16 protein-coding genes are annotated in these 15,939 nt (G+C 70.1%); 14 read left to right on the forward strand and 2 right to left on the reverse strand.

Features of this window, described 5'->3' with window-relative positions:
* Positions 1–8 precede the first annotated feature (8 nt).
* The 12 genes from mreC (at position 9) to xylB (ending at position 12,723) form a co-directional block, all read left to right on the forward strand.
* Complete coding sequence (gene mreC / locus BLR51_RS01990) at positions 9–938, forward strand: rod shape-determining protein MreC (RefSeq protein ID WP_089844035.1); 930 nt, start codon at positions 9–11, stop codon at positions 936–938.
* On the forward strand, positions 931–1,470 hold the full coding sequence (locus BLR51_RS01995; RefSeq protein WP_089843045.1) for a rod shape-determining protein MreD: 540 nt from the start codon (positions 931–933) through the stop codon (positions 1,468–1,470). Before mreC ends, BLR51_RS01995 begins: the two co-directional genes overlap by 8 nt.
* Positions 1,467–3,386, forward strand: coding sequence for a penicillin-binding protein 2 (gene mrdA, locus BLR51_RS02000; protein ID WP_089843048.1), 1,920 nt, complete (start codon positions 1,467–1,469; stop codon positions 3,384–3,386). The genes BLR51_RS01995 and mrdA overlap by 4 nt, the downstream gene beginning before the upstream one ends.
* Positions 3,383–4,522 carry a rod shape-determining protein RodA gene (gene rodA, locus BLR51_RS02005; protein ID WP_089843051.1) on the forward strand — a complete coding sequence of 380 codons (1,140 nt, stop codon included), beginning with the start codon at positions 3,383–3,385 and terminating at the stop codon, positions 4,520–4,522. The genes mrdA and rodA overlap by 4 nt, the downstream gene beginning before the upstream one ends.
* Before the next feature lie 7 nt (positions 4,523–4,529).
* Positions 4,530–5,465 (forward strand): 2-hydroxyacid dehydrogenase, encoded by a 936-nt coding sequence (locus BLR51_RS02010; protein WP_089844038.1) that lies wholly within the window; start codon positions 4,530–4,532, stop codon positions 5,463–5,465.
* 22 nt (positions 5,466–5,487) lie between these two features.
* The gene (gene rpe / locus BLR51_RS02015; protein ID WP_089843054.1) at positions 5,488–6,174 is read left to right on the forward strand and encodes a ribulose-phosphate 3-epimerase; all 687 of its coding nucleotides are present in this window, start codon (positions 5,488–5,490) and stop codon (positions 6,172–6,174) included.
* Positions 6,175–6,203: 29 nt separating this feature from the next.
* On the forward strand, positions 6,204–6,878 hold the full coding sequence (gene gph / locus BLR51_RS02020) for a phosphoglycolate phosphatase (RefSeq protein ID WP_089843057.1): 675 nt from the start codon (positions 6,204–6,206) through the stop codon (positions 6,876–6,878).
* On the forward strand, positions 6,875–7,567 hold the full coding sequence (locus tag BLR51_RS02025) for an HAD-IA family hydrolase (RefSeq protein WP_089843061.1): 693 nt from the start codon (positions 6,875–6,877) through the stop codon (positions 7,565–7,567). The genes gph and BLR51_RS02025 overlap by 4 nt, the downstream gene beginning before the upstream one ends.
* 79 nt (positions 7,568–7,646) lie before the next feature.
* The gene (locus BLR51_RS02030; RefSeq protein WP_089843064.1) at positions 7,647–8,855 is read left to right on the forward strand and encodes an ABC transporter substrate-binding protein; all 1,209 of its coding nucleotides are present in this window, start codon (positions 7,647–7,649) and stop codon (positions 8,853–8,855) included.
* Positions 8,856–10,532 (forward strand): ABC transporter permease, encoded by a 1,677-nt coding sequence (locus tag BLR51_RS02035; RefSeq protein WP_089843067.1) that lies wholly within the window; start codon positions 8,856–8,858, stop codon positions 10,530–10,532.
* A complete protein-coding gene (locus BLR51_RS02040; RefSeq protein ID WP_089843070.1) occupies positions 10,525–11,157 on the forward strand; it encodes an ATP-binding cassette domain-containing protein in 633 nt (210 codons plus the stop codon). Before BLR51_RS02035 ends, BLR51_RS02040 begins: the two co-directional genes overlap by 8 nt.
* 114 nt (positions 11,158–11,271) lie before the next feature.
* Entirely contained in the window at positions 11,272–12,723 is a 1,452-nt protein-coding gene (gene xylB, locus BLR51_RS02045) for a xylulokinase (protein ID WP_207543538.1), read from the forward strand.
* 6 nt (positions 12,724–12,729) lie between these two features.
* Here xylB and BLR51_RS02050 read toward each other — a convergent pair whose 3' ends face one another.
* On the reverse strand, positions 12,730–13,188 hold the full coding sequence (locus BLR51_RS02050; protein WP_089843076.1) for an SRPBCC family protein: 459 nt from the start codon (positions 13,186–13,188) through the stop codon (positions 12,730–12,732).
* A 44-nt stretch (positions 13,189–13,232) separates the two neighbouring features.
* Positions 13,233–14,192, reverse strand: a complete 960-nt coding sequence (gene nudC, locus BLR51_RS02055) for an NAD(+) diphosphatase (RefSeq protein ID WP_089843079.1) — start codon at positions 14,190–14,192, stop codon at positions 13,233–13,235.
* A gap of 323 nt (positions 14,193–14,515) precedes the next feature.
* Between nudC and BLR51_RS02060 the strand changes: the two genes are divergently transcribed.
* Positions 14,516–15,127: a histidine phosphatase family protein gene (locus BLR51_RS02060; protein WP_089843082.1), complete on the forward strand. Its 612-nt coding sequence runs from the start codon at positions 14,516–14,518 to the stop codon at positions 15,125–15,127.
* Complete coding sequence (locus BLR51_RS02065) at positions 15,124–15,822, forward strand: HAD family hydrolase (RefSeq protein ID WP_089843085.1); 699 nt, start codon at positions 15,124–15,126, stop codon at positions 15,820–15,822. Before BLR51_RS02060 ends, BLR51_RS02065 begins: the two co-directional genes overlap by 4 nt.
* Positions 15,823–15,939: the final 117 nt, after the last annotated feature.

Below are 15,939 nucleotides of genomic sequence, written 5' to 3' on the forward strand. Positions count from 1 at the left end.
GGGACATCATGGCCAGACACGGCTCCAACAGCGAGGATTATGCCGGTCCGCTGAAGCGCCTGCTTCTGGCGGTTCTGGTGCTGTGCCTGCTGGGGCTGTTCGTGTTCTGGCGCATCGACAGCCCCCGCGCCGAACGGTTCCGCGCCCAGATCATCGACGCGGTGATCCCGGGCTTCGACTGGGCCATGGCGCCGGTCACCGGCATCGTGACGCTGCTGCGCGATTTCCAGTCCTATCAGCGCATCCACGAACAGAATCAGGAGCTGCGCCGCGAGCTGCGCCAGATGACGGCGTGGAAGGAGGCGGCGCTGCAGCTGGAGCAGGAAAATGCCCGGCTGCGCGATCTCAACAATGTCCGGCTTGACCCGCGTCTGACCTATATCACCGGCGTGGTTCTGGCGGATTCGGGCTCGCCCTTCCGGCAGTCGGTGCTGATCAATGTCGGATCGCGCGACGGCATCGTCGATGGCTGGGCCACCATGGACGGCATCGGGCTGGTGGGACGCATTTCTGGCGTGGGGGCCAATACCAGCCGGGTGATCCTGCTGACCGATGCCACCAGCCGCATCCCGGCGGTGATCCAGCCCTCGGGGCAGCGCGCCATGGTCACCGGCGACAATACCGCGACGCCGCCCATCGATTTTCTTGAAAACCCCGATCTGGTGAAGCCGGGCGACCGCATCGTCACCTCCGGCGATGGCGAGGTGTTTCCGCCGGGCCTGCTGATCGGGCAGGTGGCGCAGGATCCGGGCGGTCGGCTGCGGGTGCGGCTGGCGGCGGATTACGAACGGCTGGAATTCCTGCGGGTGCTGCGCGATCACGGCGCGCGCCGGGTCAACGCGCCTTCGGGGCTGATCCTGCCCGCCCCGCTGCCCGAAGGGCCCGAGGCCACAGCCGAGGAGCCCGCCGCCCCGGCGGATGCAGGCTCCAATGGCTGAGAGCAGGCCCGCCCGGATCTGGGCCATGCGCGTGCTTTTCGTGGCGCTGGCCTGCGGGGTGGTGTTCTACCACCTGCTGCCGCTTGACCTGATGCCCGCGCGGCTGGCGGGGCCCGACCTGCTGACCGCGCTCTGTTTTGTCTGGGTGCTGCGGCGCCCGGATTACGCCCCGGCATGGCTGGTGGCGCTGGTGATGCTGATGGCCGACATCCTGTTCCAGCGACCGCCGGGGCTGTGGGCGGCGCTGGTGCTGCTGGCGACGGAACTGCTGAAATCCCCCAATCGCGGCAACCGCGACCGCACCTTCCTGATGGAGTGGATCACGGTGGCGCTGGTGCTGGCCGCGATCACGATTCTGTACCGTCTGGTGCTGATGGTCTTGATCGTGCCCGCCGGACCGTCTTTTCTGACGCTCATGCGGTTTGCCATGACGGTCTTCTGCTATCCGCTGGTGGTCATGGTCTCGCAGCTTCTGCTTGGCGTGCGCCGCACCGCGCCGGGCGATTTTGATCACGCCGGGAGGCCGATGTGAGACGCACGCCCAAGGAAAGCACCGACAGCTGGAAGAAGATCTCGCGCCGCGCCCTGCTGCTGGGGGGCGCGCAGATGGCGCTGGCGGGCACGCTGGGGCTGCGCATGCGGCACATGCAGGTGGATCAGGCCGACCAGTTCCGGCTTCTGGCCGAAGAGAACCGCATCAACATCCGGCTGATCCCGCCGACGCGCGGGCGCATCTTCGACCGCAACGGCAAGGTCATCGCGGAAAACGAACCCACCTACCGCATCACCATCGTGCGCGAGGATGCGGGGGAGATCGACGAGGTCATCGCCCGGCTGTCGGCGCTGGTGGATCTGGATCCCGACGAGCTGAACCGCGCCATGGCGGAGATGAAGCGCTCCGCGCCCTTCCTGCCCATCACCGTGGCCGACCGGGTCAGTTGGGATGCGATCAGCCGCGTCGCGGTCAATGCCCCCGCCCTGCCCGGCGTCACGCCCGAGGTGGGGCTGTCGCGCTTTTATCCGCAGCACGGCAATTTCGCCCATGTGGCGGGCTATGTCGGGCCGGTGTCGGAACGGGATCTGACCCGTTACGAGGATCCCGAACCCGTGCTCAGCATCCCCCGCTTCCAGATCGGCAAGGTCGGCGTTGAGGCGAAATTCGAGGATGCGCTGCGCGGCAAGGCCGGGGCCAAGCGGGTGGAGGTCAATGCCGTGGGCCGCGTCATGCGCGAACTGGACCGGCAGGAAGGCGATTCCGGCGCCGACATCCAGCTGACCGTGGACAGCGGGCTGCAGGATTACGTGACCGCGCGGCTGGGGATCGAATCCGCCTCCTGCGTGGTGATGGATGTGGAAAAGGGCGACCTGCTCGCCATCGCCTCCGCGCCCACCTATGACCCCAACAAATTCGTGCGCGGCATCTCGGTGCCCGATTACGCCGTGCTGCGCGACAATGACCACCGGCCTCTGGCGTCGAAGACGGTGCAGGACGCCTACCCGCCCGGCTCCACCTTCAAGATGGTGGTGGCGCTGGCGGCGCTGGATGCGGGGCTGCTGTCGCCGGATGACACCTACTGGTGCCCCGGCCATCTGGAGGTCGGCTCGCGCCGCTTCCACTGCTGGAAGCGCACCGGGCATGGCCATGTGAACCTTGAACACAGCCTGCGGGAAAGCTGCGACGTGTTCTATTACGAACTGGCCATGAAGGTGGGGATCGAAAAGATCGCCGCCATGGCCCGCAAGATGGGGTTTGGCGACGCGCCCGACGTGCCGATGTCGGCGGTCACCGCCGGGCTGGTGCCCGACAAGGACTGGAAACGCCGCGAACGCGGGGCGGAATGGCTGATCGGGGACACGGTCAACGCCTCCATCGGGCAGGGCTTCGTGCTCAGCTCGCCCCTGCAGCAGGCGGTGATGACCGCGCGGGTCGCCACGGGCCGCGCCGTGCGCCCGCGCCTGATCAAGACCATCGACGGCGTCGAGCCCCCGATCGAGGGCGGCGAGGATCTGGGGCTTAACCCCAACCATCTGCGCTGGGTGCGCCGGGGCATGTATGCGGTGATGAACAACCGCCGCGGCACCGGCTACCGGTCGCGGGTGGATCACGAACCCTACCTGATGGCAGGCAAATCCGGCACCAGTCAGGTGCTCAACCGCGTCGTGCGCAACGAGGATGTCCCGTGGGAGGAACGCGACCACGCGCTGTTCGTCGCCTATGCCCCCTTTGAGGCGCCGCGCATCGCGGTGTCGGTGGTGGTGGAACATGGCGGCGGCGGCTCCGCCGCGGCGGCCCCCATCGCGCGCGACGTGGTGCTGCAGGCGCTTTACGGCGGCACCCCGCCGCTGGACGCCTATCCCGCCTCCGACCGGGGCCGCATCGAGGCACAGCAGGAACGGCTGGAGCGCGAACGCCGCGTGCGCGAGCAAGAGGCGCAGAGCCGCGCATGAGCTATCTTGAATACACGGTCAAGACCACGCCCTCGGGCTGGCGCAAGGTGCTGCACCTCAACTGGCCGCTGATCCTGCTGCTGTCGGCGGTGGCGGGGGTGGGCTTTCTCATGCTCTATTCCGTGGCGGGCGGGTCGCTGCAGCCCTGGGCCGAGCCGCAGATGAAACGCTACGGCATGGGGCTTGCCGCCATGTTCGTGGTGGCCATGGTGCCGATCTGGCTCTGGCGCAACCTGTCGGTGCTGGCCTATCTGATCTCGCTGACGCTGCTGGTGGCGGTGGAGCTGTTCGGCGCCATCGGCATGGGGGCGCAGCGCTGGATCGATCTGGGCTTCATGCGGCTGCAGCCTTCGGAGCTGATGAAGGTCGCGCTGGTGATGGTGCTGGCCGCCTATTACGACTGGCTGCCGCTGCGCAAGACCTCTAGCCCGATCTGGGTGATCCTGCCGCTGCTGCTGATCCTTGGCCCCACCGCGCTGACGCTGGTGCAGCCCGATCTGGGCACGGCACTGCTGCTGATGACCGGCGGCGGGCTCATGATGTTTCTGGCAGGCGTGCACTGGGCCTATTTTGCCGTGGTGCTGTCCGCCGGGGCGGGCACCGTCTGGGCGGTGTTCGAATCGCGCGGCACCCCGTGGCAGCTGCTGAAGGATTACCAGTTCCGCCGCATCGACACCTTTCTTGACCCTTCCACCGATCCGCTTGGCGCGGGCTATCACATCACGCAGGCCAAGATCGCCATGGGCTCGGGCGGCTGGACCGGGCGCGGCTTCATGCAGGGCACGCAGTCGCGGCTGAACTTCCTGCCGGAAAAGCACACCGATTTCATCTTCAACACGCTGGCCGAGGAATTCGGCTTTGTCGGCGGCATCTCCCTGCTTGCGCTTTACGTGCTGGTCCTGATCTTCTGCATCGCCGCCGCGCTGCAGAACCGCGACCGCTTCTCCTCGCTGCTGACGCTGGGTGTCGGGCTGACCTTCTTTCTGTATTTCGCCGTGAACATGTCCATGGTCATGGGGCTGGCCCCGGTGGTGGGCGTGCCGCTGCCGCTGGTCAGTTATGGCGGATCGGCCATGCTGGTGTTGATGATCGCCTTCGGTCTGGTCCAGAGTGCGCATATTCACAGGCCAAGATGAGAGCATGATGTCCCCCACCATCCTTTTCGCCGCCCCGGCTGACCGCTGGGCGCAATACGAGACCCCCCTGACCGAGGCGCTGGACGCCACCGGGCTGGACTACCGGCTGGGGCTCGACCTGCCCCCCGAAGAGGTGGATTACATCATCTATGCGCCGAAATCCGGCCTGACCGACTTCACCCCCTTCCCCCGGCTCAAGGCGGTGCTGAACCTCTGGGCCGGTGTCGAAGGCGTGGTCTCCAACCCGACGCTGCGCGTGCCGCTGACCCGCATGGTCGATTCCGAAGGCCTGACGCAGGGCATGGTGGAATATGTCACCGGCCATGTGCTGCGCCACCATCTGGGCATGGACAAGTATATCGGCAACACCACCCCGGCATGGGATCAGGTGGCCCCGCCGCTGGCGCAGGAACGCCCGGTCACCATCCTCGGGCTGGGCGCACTGGGTCACGCCTGCGCGCGGCAGCTGACCAGCCTTGGCTTTCCCGTCACCGGATGGAGCCGCACCCCCCGCAGCCTTGACGGGCTGCGCTGCCTGCATGGTGCGGAGGGTCTGACCGAGGCGCTGTCGGGGGCCCAGATCCTCGTGCTGCTGCTGCCCCATACCGCCGAGACGGAAAACCTGCTCGACGCGTCGGCGCTGGATCTGCTGCCCAAGGGCGCCGTGCTGATCAATCCGGGCCGGGGCGCGCTGGTGGAGGACACCGCGCTGCTGGCGGCGCTGGACAGCGGACAGGTGGCGCAGGCCACGCTCGACGTGTTCCGCATCGAACCGCTGCCCGCCGATCACCCCTACTGGCAGCATCCGCGCGTCACCGTGACCCCGCATATCGCCGCCGAAACCCGCCCCGCCTCCGCCGCGCGGGTGATCGCCGACAACATCCGCCGCAACGAGGCCGGCGAACCGCTCTGCCATGTCGTCGACCGCGATGCCGGCTACTGACCTCCCCCACAAGGACCAGCCCATGCCCTTTGACCGCCGCGTAAAGATCGCGCCCTCCATCCTGTCCGCCGATTTCGCCGATTTTGGCCGCGAGATTCAGGCCATCGAGGCGCAGGGCGCCGACTGGGTCCATGTCGACGTCATGGACGGCCATTTCGTCCCCAACCTCACCTTCGGCCCGCCCGCCGTCAAAGCCTTCCGCCGCCATGTCAAAACGGTGATGGACGTGCATCTGATGATCGCCCCCGTCGATCCCTTCATCGAGGCTTATGCCGATGCCGGGGCCGACATCCTCACCGCGCATCTGGAAGCCGGACCGCACAGCCACCGCACCCTGCAGGCGATCCGTGGCGCGGGCATGAAGGCTGGCATCGCGCTCAATCCCGGCACGCCCGCGCAGGCGGTGGAGCCGCTGCTGGATCTGACCGACCTGATCTGCGTGATGACGGTCAATCCGGGCTTTGGCGGGCAGAAATTCCTCGACATGACCGCCAAGATCCGCGCGCTGCGCAGCCTGATCGGCGACCGGCCCATCCATATCGAGATCGATGGCGGGGTCGATCCCACCACCGCGCCGCTGGTGGTGGCGGCAGGCGCCGATGTGCTGGTCGCGGGATCGGCGGTGTTCCGCGGCGGATCGGTGGACGATCCCGCCCCCTACGGTCAGAATATCCGGGCCATCCGCGACGCCGCAAACGCCGCGACCTGACCTGACCGCATCACGAAGGATCCTCGGCCATGACTGCCCAGACCGCCCTCATCTTCGATCTCGACGGCACGCTGATCGACAGCGCGCCCGACCTGCACCACGCCGCCAACACCGTGCTGCGCCACGAAAACCTGCCCGAGATCAGCTTCGAGCAGGCGCGCAGCTTCATCGGCAAGGGCGCGCCTGTGCTGATCTCGCGCGTGATGCAGGCGGTAGGCCTGCCCGAGGATCCCGCCGAACATGCCCGGCTGCTGGCGCTGTTCATGCGCGAATATGACAAGCCGCCCGCCCTGACCCGGCTTTATCCCGGGGTCATGGACGCGCTGGCGCGGCTGCGCGCCATGGGTCTGCCCATGGGGCTTTGCACCAACAAGCCCGCCAGCCCCACGCATATCGCGCTTGATCATTTCGGCCTTGCGCCGTTCCTGTCCGCCGTGGCCTGCGCCGAAACCCTGCCGCAGCGCAAACCCGATCCCGCGCCGCTGCGCCATGTGCTGGCCGAACTGGGCACGGCTTCCGCGCTTTATGTGGGCGACAGCGAGGTGGATGCCGAAACCGCCCAGCGCGCGGGCCTGCCCTTTGCGCTTTTTACCGAAGGCTATCGCCACACGGCGGTGGCGGATCTGCCCCATGCCCATGTCTTTGACCATTTCGACGCGCTGCCCGATCTGGTGGCGCGGCACCTGCGCGAGCGCGCCGCATGACGCTGGCGGCGCTGATCTTCGACGTGGACGGCACGCTGGCCGAAACCGAAGAGGCGCATCGCCACGCCTTCAACCTCAGCTTTGCCGAGGCCGGGCTGGGCTGGCACTGGGACCGCGACACCTACCGGCGCCTGCTGCGCACCACCGGCGGCAAGGAGCGCATGCGCCGCTATGCTCAGGAAACCGGGCAGCCCGCGCCGGATGTCACGGCGCTGCACGCGCGCAAGACCGAAACCTATGCGCGGCAGCTGGCGCAGGGGCTGGCGCTGCGCCCCGGTGTCGCGGATCTGGTCACCGCTGCACGCGCGGCGGGGCTGCGGCTGGCGGTCGCCACCACCACCAGCGCGCCCAATGTGCAGGCGCTGGCCCGCGCCTGCTGGGACCGCGACGCGGATCAGGTGTTCGACGTGATCGCGGCGGGGGACGAGGTGCCGCGCAAGAAGCCCGCCGCCGACATCTACACGCTGGCGCTGGCCCGGCTGGGCCTGCCCGCCGGGGCAGCGCTTGCCTTCGAGGACAGCCGCAACGGGGTGCTGGCGGCGCGTGGCGCGGGGCTGCGCGTGGTGGTGACGCCCGCGCTTTATACCGAAGCGGAGGATTTTACCGGCGCGCTGGCGGTGATCCCCTCGCTGGAGTCCGCGCACTGGCCCGAACCGCTGGCCACCGCCCTTGCCGGGGTCCGCGCCTGACGGGAAATTCGGTTGACCGCGACCACACGGACTTGCCACATGGCCCCGGTTCGCCCCGCGGCCTTGCAAGGAGTGTATGATGATCCGGCAGTTTTTCTGCACAGCGGCGCTTTGTGCCGCAGCCACCGGCGCGCTGGCCGACCCCGACCCCGCCGACTGGGCCGCCGTCACCGAAGAGGCGCGGGGCCAGACCGTGTACTGGAACGCATGGGGCGGGTCGGACGCGGTCAACGGCTTCATCGACTGGTTGGGCGCGCAGGCCTTGGCGCAGCACGGCGTCACCGTCACCCATGTGAAACTTTCCGACACCGCCGAGGCGGTGAGCCGGGTCCTGGCCGAAAAGACCGCAGGTCAGGACAGCGGCGGCGCGGTCGACCTCATCTGGATCAATGGCGAAAATTTTGCCGCGATGAAAGAACAGGGCCTGCTGTTCGGGCCTTGGGCCGAGGCGCTGCCGAATTTCGCGCTGACCGATCCCGGGGCCAATGCCGCGCTGACCGCCGATTTCACCGTGCCCACCGAGGGGCTGGAGGCGCCATGGGGCATGGCCCGGCTGGTGTTTTTCCATGACAGCGCCCGGCTGGCCGAACCGCCCCGGTCGATGGCGGCGCTGGCGGACTGGGCGGCAGAGAATCCCGGCCGCTTTGCCTATCCGCAGCCGCCGGATTTTCTGAGCTCCACCTTTCTCAAGCAGGCGCTGATCGAACTTACCCCCGACCCGGCGCTGCTGTCGCAGCCCGTCACCGACGCGACCTATGACGCGGCCACCGCCCCGCTCTGGGCCTATCTTGACGCGCTGCATCCCAACCTCTGGCGGCAGGGCCGGGCATGGCCACAGAACGGGCCGCGTCTGGTGCAGCTGATGGCCGATGCGGAAATCGACATCGGCTTTGACTTCAACCCCAACGCCGCCGCCAATGCCATCGCCGCCTTCCAGCTGCCCGACACGGTGCGCAGCCATGTCCATGACGGCGGCACGCTGGGCAATGCCAGCTTTGTCGCCATCCCCTACAATGCCAAGGCCAAGGCGGGCGCCATGGTGCTGGCCAACCTGCTGATGTCCCCCGAAGCGCAGGCGCGCATGGCCAACCCCGAGGTCTGGGGGCTGGGCCCGGTGCTGGCGCTGGACCGGCTTGCGCCGCAGGACCGCGCGCTCTTTGACGCGCTGCCGCTGGGAGAGGCGACGCTGGACCCCGCAGCGCTTGGCCCAACCCTGCCGGAGCCGCATCCCTCGTGGATGGACCGGCTGGAGACGGACTGGACCCGCCGCTACGGCGTGGCGCCCTGAGTGCTGAGGGCCGCGCCCGCGCTGGTGCTGCTGGCGCTGCTGGGTCCGGTGGCGGCGGGGCTGGCGGGCACGCTGGCGCCCGCCTTTGGCGTGATGCCCACGCTGGGCGGCACCACCCCGGGGCTTGAGCCGTTCCGCGCCCTGCTGGACTGGCCGGGCCTGCCGCGCGCGCTGGCGCTGAGCCTTGGCACCGGGCTTGCCGCCACCGCGCTGGCGCTGGGGCTGACGCTGCTGATCTGCGCGGGCTGGCACGGCACCCGCGCCTTCGCCCTGCTGGAACGGGCGCTGTCGCCGCTGCTGTCGGTGCCCCATGCGGCGGCGGCCTTTGGCCTTGCCTTTCTCATCGCGCCCTCGGGCTGGATCGCGCGCGGGCTGGCGCAGATGCTGGGCTGGGACCGCCCGCCCGATCTGCTGATCCTGCAGGATCCATGGGGGCTGTCGCTGACCGCCGGGCTCGTGGTCAAGGAGATGCCCTTCCTGCTGCTGATGGTGCTGGCGGCGCTGCCCGGCCTGCGCCCGGGGCAAAGCCTCGCCACCGCGCAGGCGCTGGGTTACGGGCGCATCACCGGCTGGATCAAGGTGATCCTGCCCCGGCTTTATCCGCTGATCCGGCTGCCGGTCTATGCGGTGCTGGCCTATTCGGTGTCGGTGGTGGATGTGGCGATGATCCTTGGCCCCACCACGCCGCCGCCGCTTGGCGTGCAGGTGCTGCGCTGGATGAACGATCCCGATCTGGCGCTGCGCTTTCAGGCGGCGGCGGGGGCGGTGCTGCTGTTTGCCGCCACGCTGCTGGCGCTGGCGCTGTGGCGCTGTGGCGAACTGGCGCTGGCGCGCGCCACGCGCGGCTGGCTGACCCGTGGCGGACGCGGGCGGGCCGAGCGCGGCCTGCGCGCCGCCGGTCTGGCGCTGGGGGGGATGTCGGCAGGCGCCGTGCTGCTGGGGCTGGCGGGGCTCGCCGTCTGGTCGCTGGCCGGGGTCTGGACCTTTCCCTCCCTGCTGCCCGACGCCCTGTCGCTGCGCAGCTGGCAGCGTCACGGGCCCGGGCTCGCGGCGCTGCTGGCCGAGACGCTGCTGATCGCGGCGCTGGCGGCGGGGATCGCCACGGCGCTGGTGCTGGCCTGCCTGCAGGCCGAACAGCGCCACCATCTGCGCCCGACCCGCCGCGCGCTCTGGCTGCTCTATCTGCCGCTGCTGGTGCCGCAGATCGCCTTTCTGCCGGGGCTGCAGGTGCTGGCGCTGCTGGCGGGGCTGGAGGGCAGCCGGGCGGCGGTGATCGCCGCCCATCTGGTCTTTGTGCTGCCTTACGCCTTCCTGTCGCTCAGCGATCCGTGGCGCGCGCTGGATCCGCGCTATGCCGCCGTGGGCCACGCGCTGGGGCATGGCCCGGCGTCGGTGTTCTGGCGGCTGCGCCTGCCGCTGCTGCTGCGCCCGGTGCTGACCGCCTTTGCCGTGGCCGCCGCCGCCAGCGTCGGGCAGTTCCTGCCGACGCTGCTGATCGGCGCGGGCCGGGTGCCCACCCTGACCACCGAAGCGGTGGCGCTTGCCTCCGGCGGCGACCGGCGGGTGATCGGCGTGACCGCGCTGGCCCAGACCGGCGCCGCCTTCCTGCCCTTCGCGCTGGCGCTGCTGCTGCCTGCGCTGCTGTGGCGCCACCGGCGGGGGATGCGCCATGGCTGAGGGGCTGGTGCTGGACCATGTGATCCTGCGGCGCGGCGGCGATCTGCTGCTGACGCTCGACGCGCGCGTGGCCCCGGGCGAGGTGCTGACGGTGATGGGCCGCTCCGGATCCGGCAAATCCACGCTGCTCTCGGCCATCATCGGCCAGCTTGATCCGGCCTTCACGCTGGAAGGGCGCATCCTGCTCAACGGCACGGATCTGACCCGGCGCCCCGCCGAGGCGCGGCAGGTGGGCATCCTGTTTCAGGACGACCTGCTGTTTCCGCATCTGTCGGTGGCGGGCAATCTGGGCTTCGGCCTGCCCCGCGCCCTGCGCGGCGCCGCCCGCAGCACCCGGATCGAGGCGGCCCTGCAGGAGGTGGAGCTGGCAGGCTACGGCCCGCGCGATCCGGCCACGCTGTCGGGCGGGCAGAAGGCGCGGGTGGCGCTGATGCGGATGCTGCTGGCCGAACCGCGCGCGCTGCTGCTGGACGAGCCGTTCTCGCGGCTGGATGCCGGTCTGCGCGCGCAGATCCGCGCGCTGGTTCTGGCGCGGGCACAGGCGCGTGGCCTGCCGGTGCTGCTGGTGACCCATGACGCCGAAGATGCCCGCGCGGCGGGCGGGCGGGTGGTGACCCTTGGCTGACCCCTTGCCCTTGGCGCCGGGTCGGGCAAACCTGCGCGGGCAGGCAGATCGGGGAAGCCTGCGCAGGCAGGCGGGTCGCGCGCAGGGACGCGCGACGGGCAGGAGGGGCTGATCGTGGAAATCGGGCTGGATCTGGGCACAAGCTCCGTCATTGCCGTGCTCTGCCGGGACGGGCGCATGCTGGGCGAGGCCACGCATCCGCTGACCACACGCTCGCCCATGCCCTATGCCTCGGAACAGGATCCGGCGGACTGGTGGCAGGCGGTGCTGCGCGTGCTGGCCGACCTGCTGGCGCCGCTTTCGGCCTCTGACCGGCAGGACATCGCCGCCATCGGCCTTTCCGGGCAGATGCACGGGGCCGTGCTGCTGGATGCGACGGATCAGGTGCTGCGCCCGACGATGCTGTGGAATGACGGGCGCGCCCATGCCGAATGCGCCGATCTGGCCCGCAGCCTGCCGCAGATCGGCCAGATCGCGGGCGTGCCGCCGCTGCCCGGCTTCACCGCGCCGAAACTGCTGTGGCTGTCGCGCCACGCGCCGCAGGATCACGCGCGCATCGCCCATGTGCTGCTGCCCAAGGATTACATCGGCCTGCGCCTGCATGGCGGCCATGTCACCGACCCTTCGGATGCGGCGGGCACGCTGTGGTTCGATCAGGCGGCCCGGCGCTGGTCCGACGCGCTTTGTGCCGCCTCCGCCACCGATCCGCGCTGGCTGCCCGAACTGCGTGCGGGGCACGAGGTGGCAGGCCCCCTGCTGCCGCAGGTGGCAGAGGCGCTGGGGCTGCGCCCCGGCCTGCCGGTGGTGACGGGGGGCGGCGATGCTGCCACCGGCGCCGTGTCGGTGGGCGCGGTGGAGCCGGGGGCGGGGCTGATCTCGCTCGGCACCTCGGCACAGCTTCTGGTGGCCGGAGACAGCTACACCCCCAATCCGGCGCGCTTCGTGCATGCCTTCGCCCATACGCTGCCCGACCGCTGGGTGCAGATGGCCGCCATGCTGAACGGCGCGCGCCCGCTGGCATGGTTCGCGGGCATCGCCGGGGCGCAGATCGGCCCGCTGCTGGCCGAGGCCGAAGCCACCGACCCCGCCCGCGTGCCGCTGTTCCTGCCCTATCTGACCGGCGAGCGCAGCCCGCATGGCGATCCGCATATCCGGGGCGCGTTTTTCGGGCTGGAGGACAGCACCAGCCGCGCCGCCATGATGCGCGCCGCGGTCGAGGCTGTGGCCTTCTGCTTCGCCGATGCCTTCGCCAGCTTCGACAGCCCGGCGCAGGATCCGGGGCCGCTTCCCGCGCTTGGTGGCGGCGCGCGCAGCGATTTCCTGCTGCAGGTGCTTGCCGATGTGACCGGCCACGCGGTCTATCGCCCCGAAGGCGCCCCCGCTGGCCCCGCCATCGGCGCGGCGCGGCTGGCGGCCCTTGCGCTGGGGCGGATCAGCCGCACCGATCTGGCGCAGCGCCCGGTGCCCACGCAGCTCTTCACGCCCCGCGACGCGCCTGCCCTGCGCGCAAGGCTGGACCGCTGGCGGGCGCTTTACGCGGCCCTGCGCCCGCTCTCGCTGCCCTGAGCCGGGTCAGGCCCGGCTCAGCCGGTCCTCCAGCTGCTTGGCATATTCCGCCATACGCACCCGGAAGCGCTTTTCCAGATTGCCCCGCGCCAGTTTCAGCGACTGCACCAGCAGCCGCGCCGACAGGGTCTGCGGCTTCAGATCCGCCGTCATGGTCACGCGGGTGCGCGAGCGCGACAGCGCCACAAATTCCAGCCGGGTGCGCATCTCCAGCCCGCCGGACAGGCTGTCATAGACCAGCAGGTCGGGCGCCTGCGCCTCCACCAGCGTGATGCGCGCCTCGCGCTCCTTGCCGCGAAAGCCGAAGGTCGCCTGCCATGCCATGCCCACGCCGGGGCCCTCCGCCACACGGCGCAGAGCGACGCCGCGGCGCATGATCTGCCGCTCCAGACGCTCGTAATCGGTCAGCTCGGCATAGACCTGCTCCACCGGTGCCGCGATGTCTTCTTTTGTCGTGAATTCCATAACCGCTCCTGCCCCACCCGACTGGTGTTGCGCCAAGCCTCGCGTCAAACGAGCCGGTCCGCAAGCCACGCCCGCAGCAGAAAATGCGCGATGGCACCTTTCCGCGCGGGCTTGATCTCGGGGTGATCCCCCGCGAAGGCCTGCGCCAGTTCCTCGCGGCTGACCCAGCGCGCCGCCTCGATTTCCACCGGATCGATGGTCAGCGCCGTGTCCAGCGCCTCGGCGTGACAGCCCATCATCAGCGACGAGGGCCAGGGCCAGGGCTGCGTCGCCATGTAGCGCACCGCCCCCACAGGAACGCCGGTTTCTTCCATCACCTCGCGACGCACCGCCGCCTCCATGGTCTCGCCCGGCTCCACAAAGCCCGCCAGACAGGAGAACATGCCCTCGGGCCAGCCATGCGACCGCCCCAGCAGGCAGGAATTGCCCCGCGTCACCAGCATGATGACCACGGGATCGGTGCGCGGAAAATGATGCGTGCCACAGGCGGGACAGACCCGCTGCCAGCCCGCCATCATCACCTCTGACGCATGGCCGCAGCGGGCGCAGAAGCCGTGGCTGTCATGCCAGCCAAGGATCGCCTTGGCGGTCGCGGCAAGCTCGGCATCGCGCGGGCTCAGCGCCATCAGCAGCGCCCGCAATTCGACAAACCGCGCGCCCTCGGGAGCCAGCGGATGGACCTGCACGCTCTGGTCCAGAAACCCCTCGCCCGGGGGCGCCTCCGGCTCCCAGCCGGAAATGTCATGCGCCAGCACCACCGCGCCCGCCTCGCGCCCCAGCAGGACCGGGCGCGCCCGCGCCTCGGCAAGAAGCGGATGGTCCAGCGGCAGCCGCAGCAGATCCGCCTGCGCCTCGCCGCGCACCAGCGGCTTGCCGCGCCAGATCACCACGCTGCGCGCGCCCGGCGCCTGCAGCGCCGCCGCAAGTGCCGGAATGTCCCCGCGCAGATCCGCCGCCCGGTCCAGACCGGACCCGCCGAATGTCACCTCTTCCGCCTGCCGCATCACCGCTCTCCTGACTGCGTCTTCGGGATGCCATGCAAGACAGGCGGTGGCAACCACGCCCGAACCTGCGGTGCGAGGGGCGCTGCCCCTCGCGCTCCCCGGAGTTTAGGGGCAAGATGAAAGAGCACCCTCCCGCCTTCATCTTGCCCCTTAAACTCCCGCCGGAGGCTCCGGCGCTGGCGAGGCAGAGCATCCGCCGCCCGTTGCGCGCCACGGCCAAGCCTGCTCTGATAAGCCCGCATCTGATGTGGAGATCTGCGATGACCCCCCGCCCGACCCGTTTCCCGCGCGATCCCGCGCGCCTCTGGCGCCAGAGCTGAGCCATGGCGCGTCTGCTCTATCTCAGCCACCCGCAGGTGCGCATTGATCCCGCGCAGGACGTGCCGTCGTGGTCGCTCAGCCCGAAGGGGGCGGCGCGGGTTGAAGCGCTGGCGGCGCGCGGCGCGCTGGCGGGCATCAGCCGGGTCGTGTCCAGCGCGGAGGTCAAGGCGCTGGAGACGGCGCGCCCGCTGGCCGCCAGCCTCGGCTGCACCGTCGAGATCCGCCCCCGCATGCACGAGAACGACCGCAGCGCCACCGGTTTCCTGCCGCCTGCGGAGTTCGAAGCCGTGGCCGACCGGTTCTTCGCCGAGCCACAGACCAGCGTGCGCGGCTGGGAGACTGCCGCCGCCGCGCAGGCCCGGACCCTGTCGGAGGTGGCCGCCTGCCTGAGCGACGAGACCTGCGGCGACGTGCTCTTCGTCGGCCATGGCGGGGTCGGCACCCTGCTGCTCTGCGCGCTGCTGGGGGTGCCGATCAGCCGCGCCTATGATCAGGGCCCCGGCGGCGGCAATGTCTTTGCCTTCCGCTGGCAGCCCCGGCAGGCCCTGTCGCGCTGGCAGCCGATGGAAACGCTCACCGCCCCCTCTGCAGCATCCCAAGAGGCCCCGGCATGACCGCTCTGCCCTTCGCCGCCGTGATCTTCGATCTGGACGGAACGCTGGTCGACAGCGAACGCCTTGCGCTGGAGGCGGGGCGGCGCGCCTTCCGGCGCTTCGGCGTGACCGTGGCCCCCGGCTTTCTCGAGGGGCTGATCGGGCGCGACCGCGAGACCGTCGCGCAGGTCTTTGCCGCGCAATATGGCGATCTGGACCAGAGCGCGCTGAACGCGGCCATCCGAGCCGAATCCGCCGCGCTGCGCCGGACCGAAGGCGCGCCGCTGAAGCCCTTCGCGCGCGAGCTGGTGGCGGAGATCGCAGCCCTTGGCCTGCCCATGGCCGTGGCCACCAGTTCCGGCCGCGCCGCGGCGGAGGCAAAGCTGGCGCGGGCCGGGCTGCGCGCCGCCTTCCGGGTGCTGGTCTCCGCCGACTGCGTGAACCGGCCCAAGCCCGCGCCCGAGCCTTATCTGCTGGCCGCCGCGCGGCTCGGGCATCCGCCCGCCCGCTGCCTTGCCTTCGAGGACAGCGATACCGGCGCCGAGGCCGCGCATGCGGCGGGGATGCGCGTGGTGCAGGTGCCCGATCTTGTGCCCGGATCCGGACGCCATGCGCATCACATGGCCGTCGATCTGCGCGCGGGCGCGCAGGCGGCGGGGCTTCTGCCGTCGCGGGATGCACCTTCTGCCCAGCCTGCAGGCACATCCCCCGAATGATGCACAAAACTCGGGCGCATGCCGTGTCTCAATGCTGGACTTCGCCACATTTCCGGGCATTCTGGTGCCAGCCATGACACACCCGCCGCAAAACACGGCGGAAATTCCGCCCCAACA

The organism is Salipiger marinus, assembly GCF_900100085.1.
In the GTDB taxonomy this organism is placed as follows: domain Bacteria; phylum Pseudomonadota; class Alphaproteobacteria; order Rhodobacterales; family Rhodobacteraceae; genus Salipiger; species Salipiger marinus.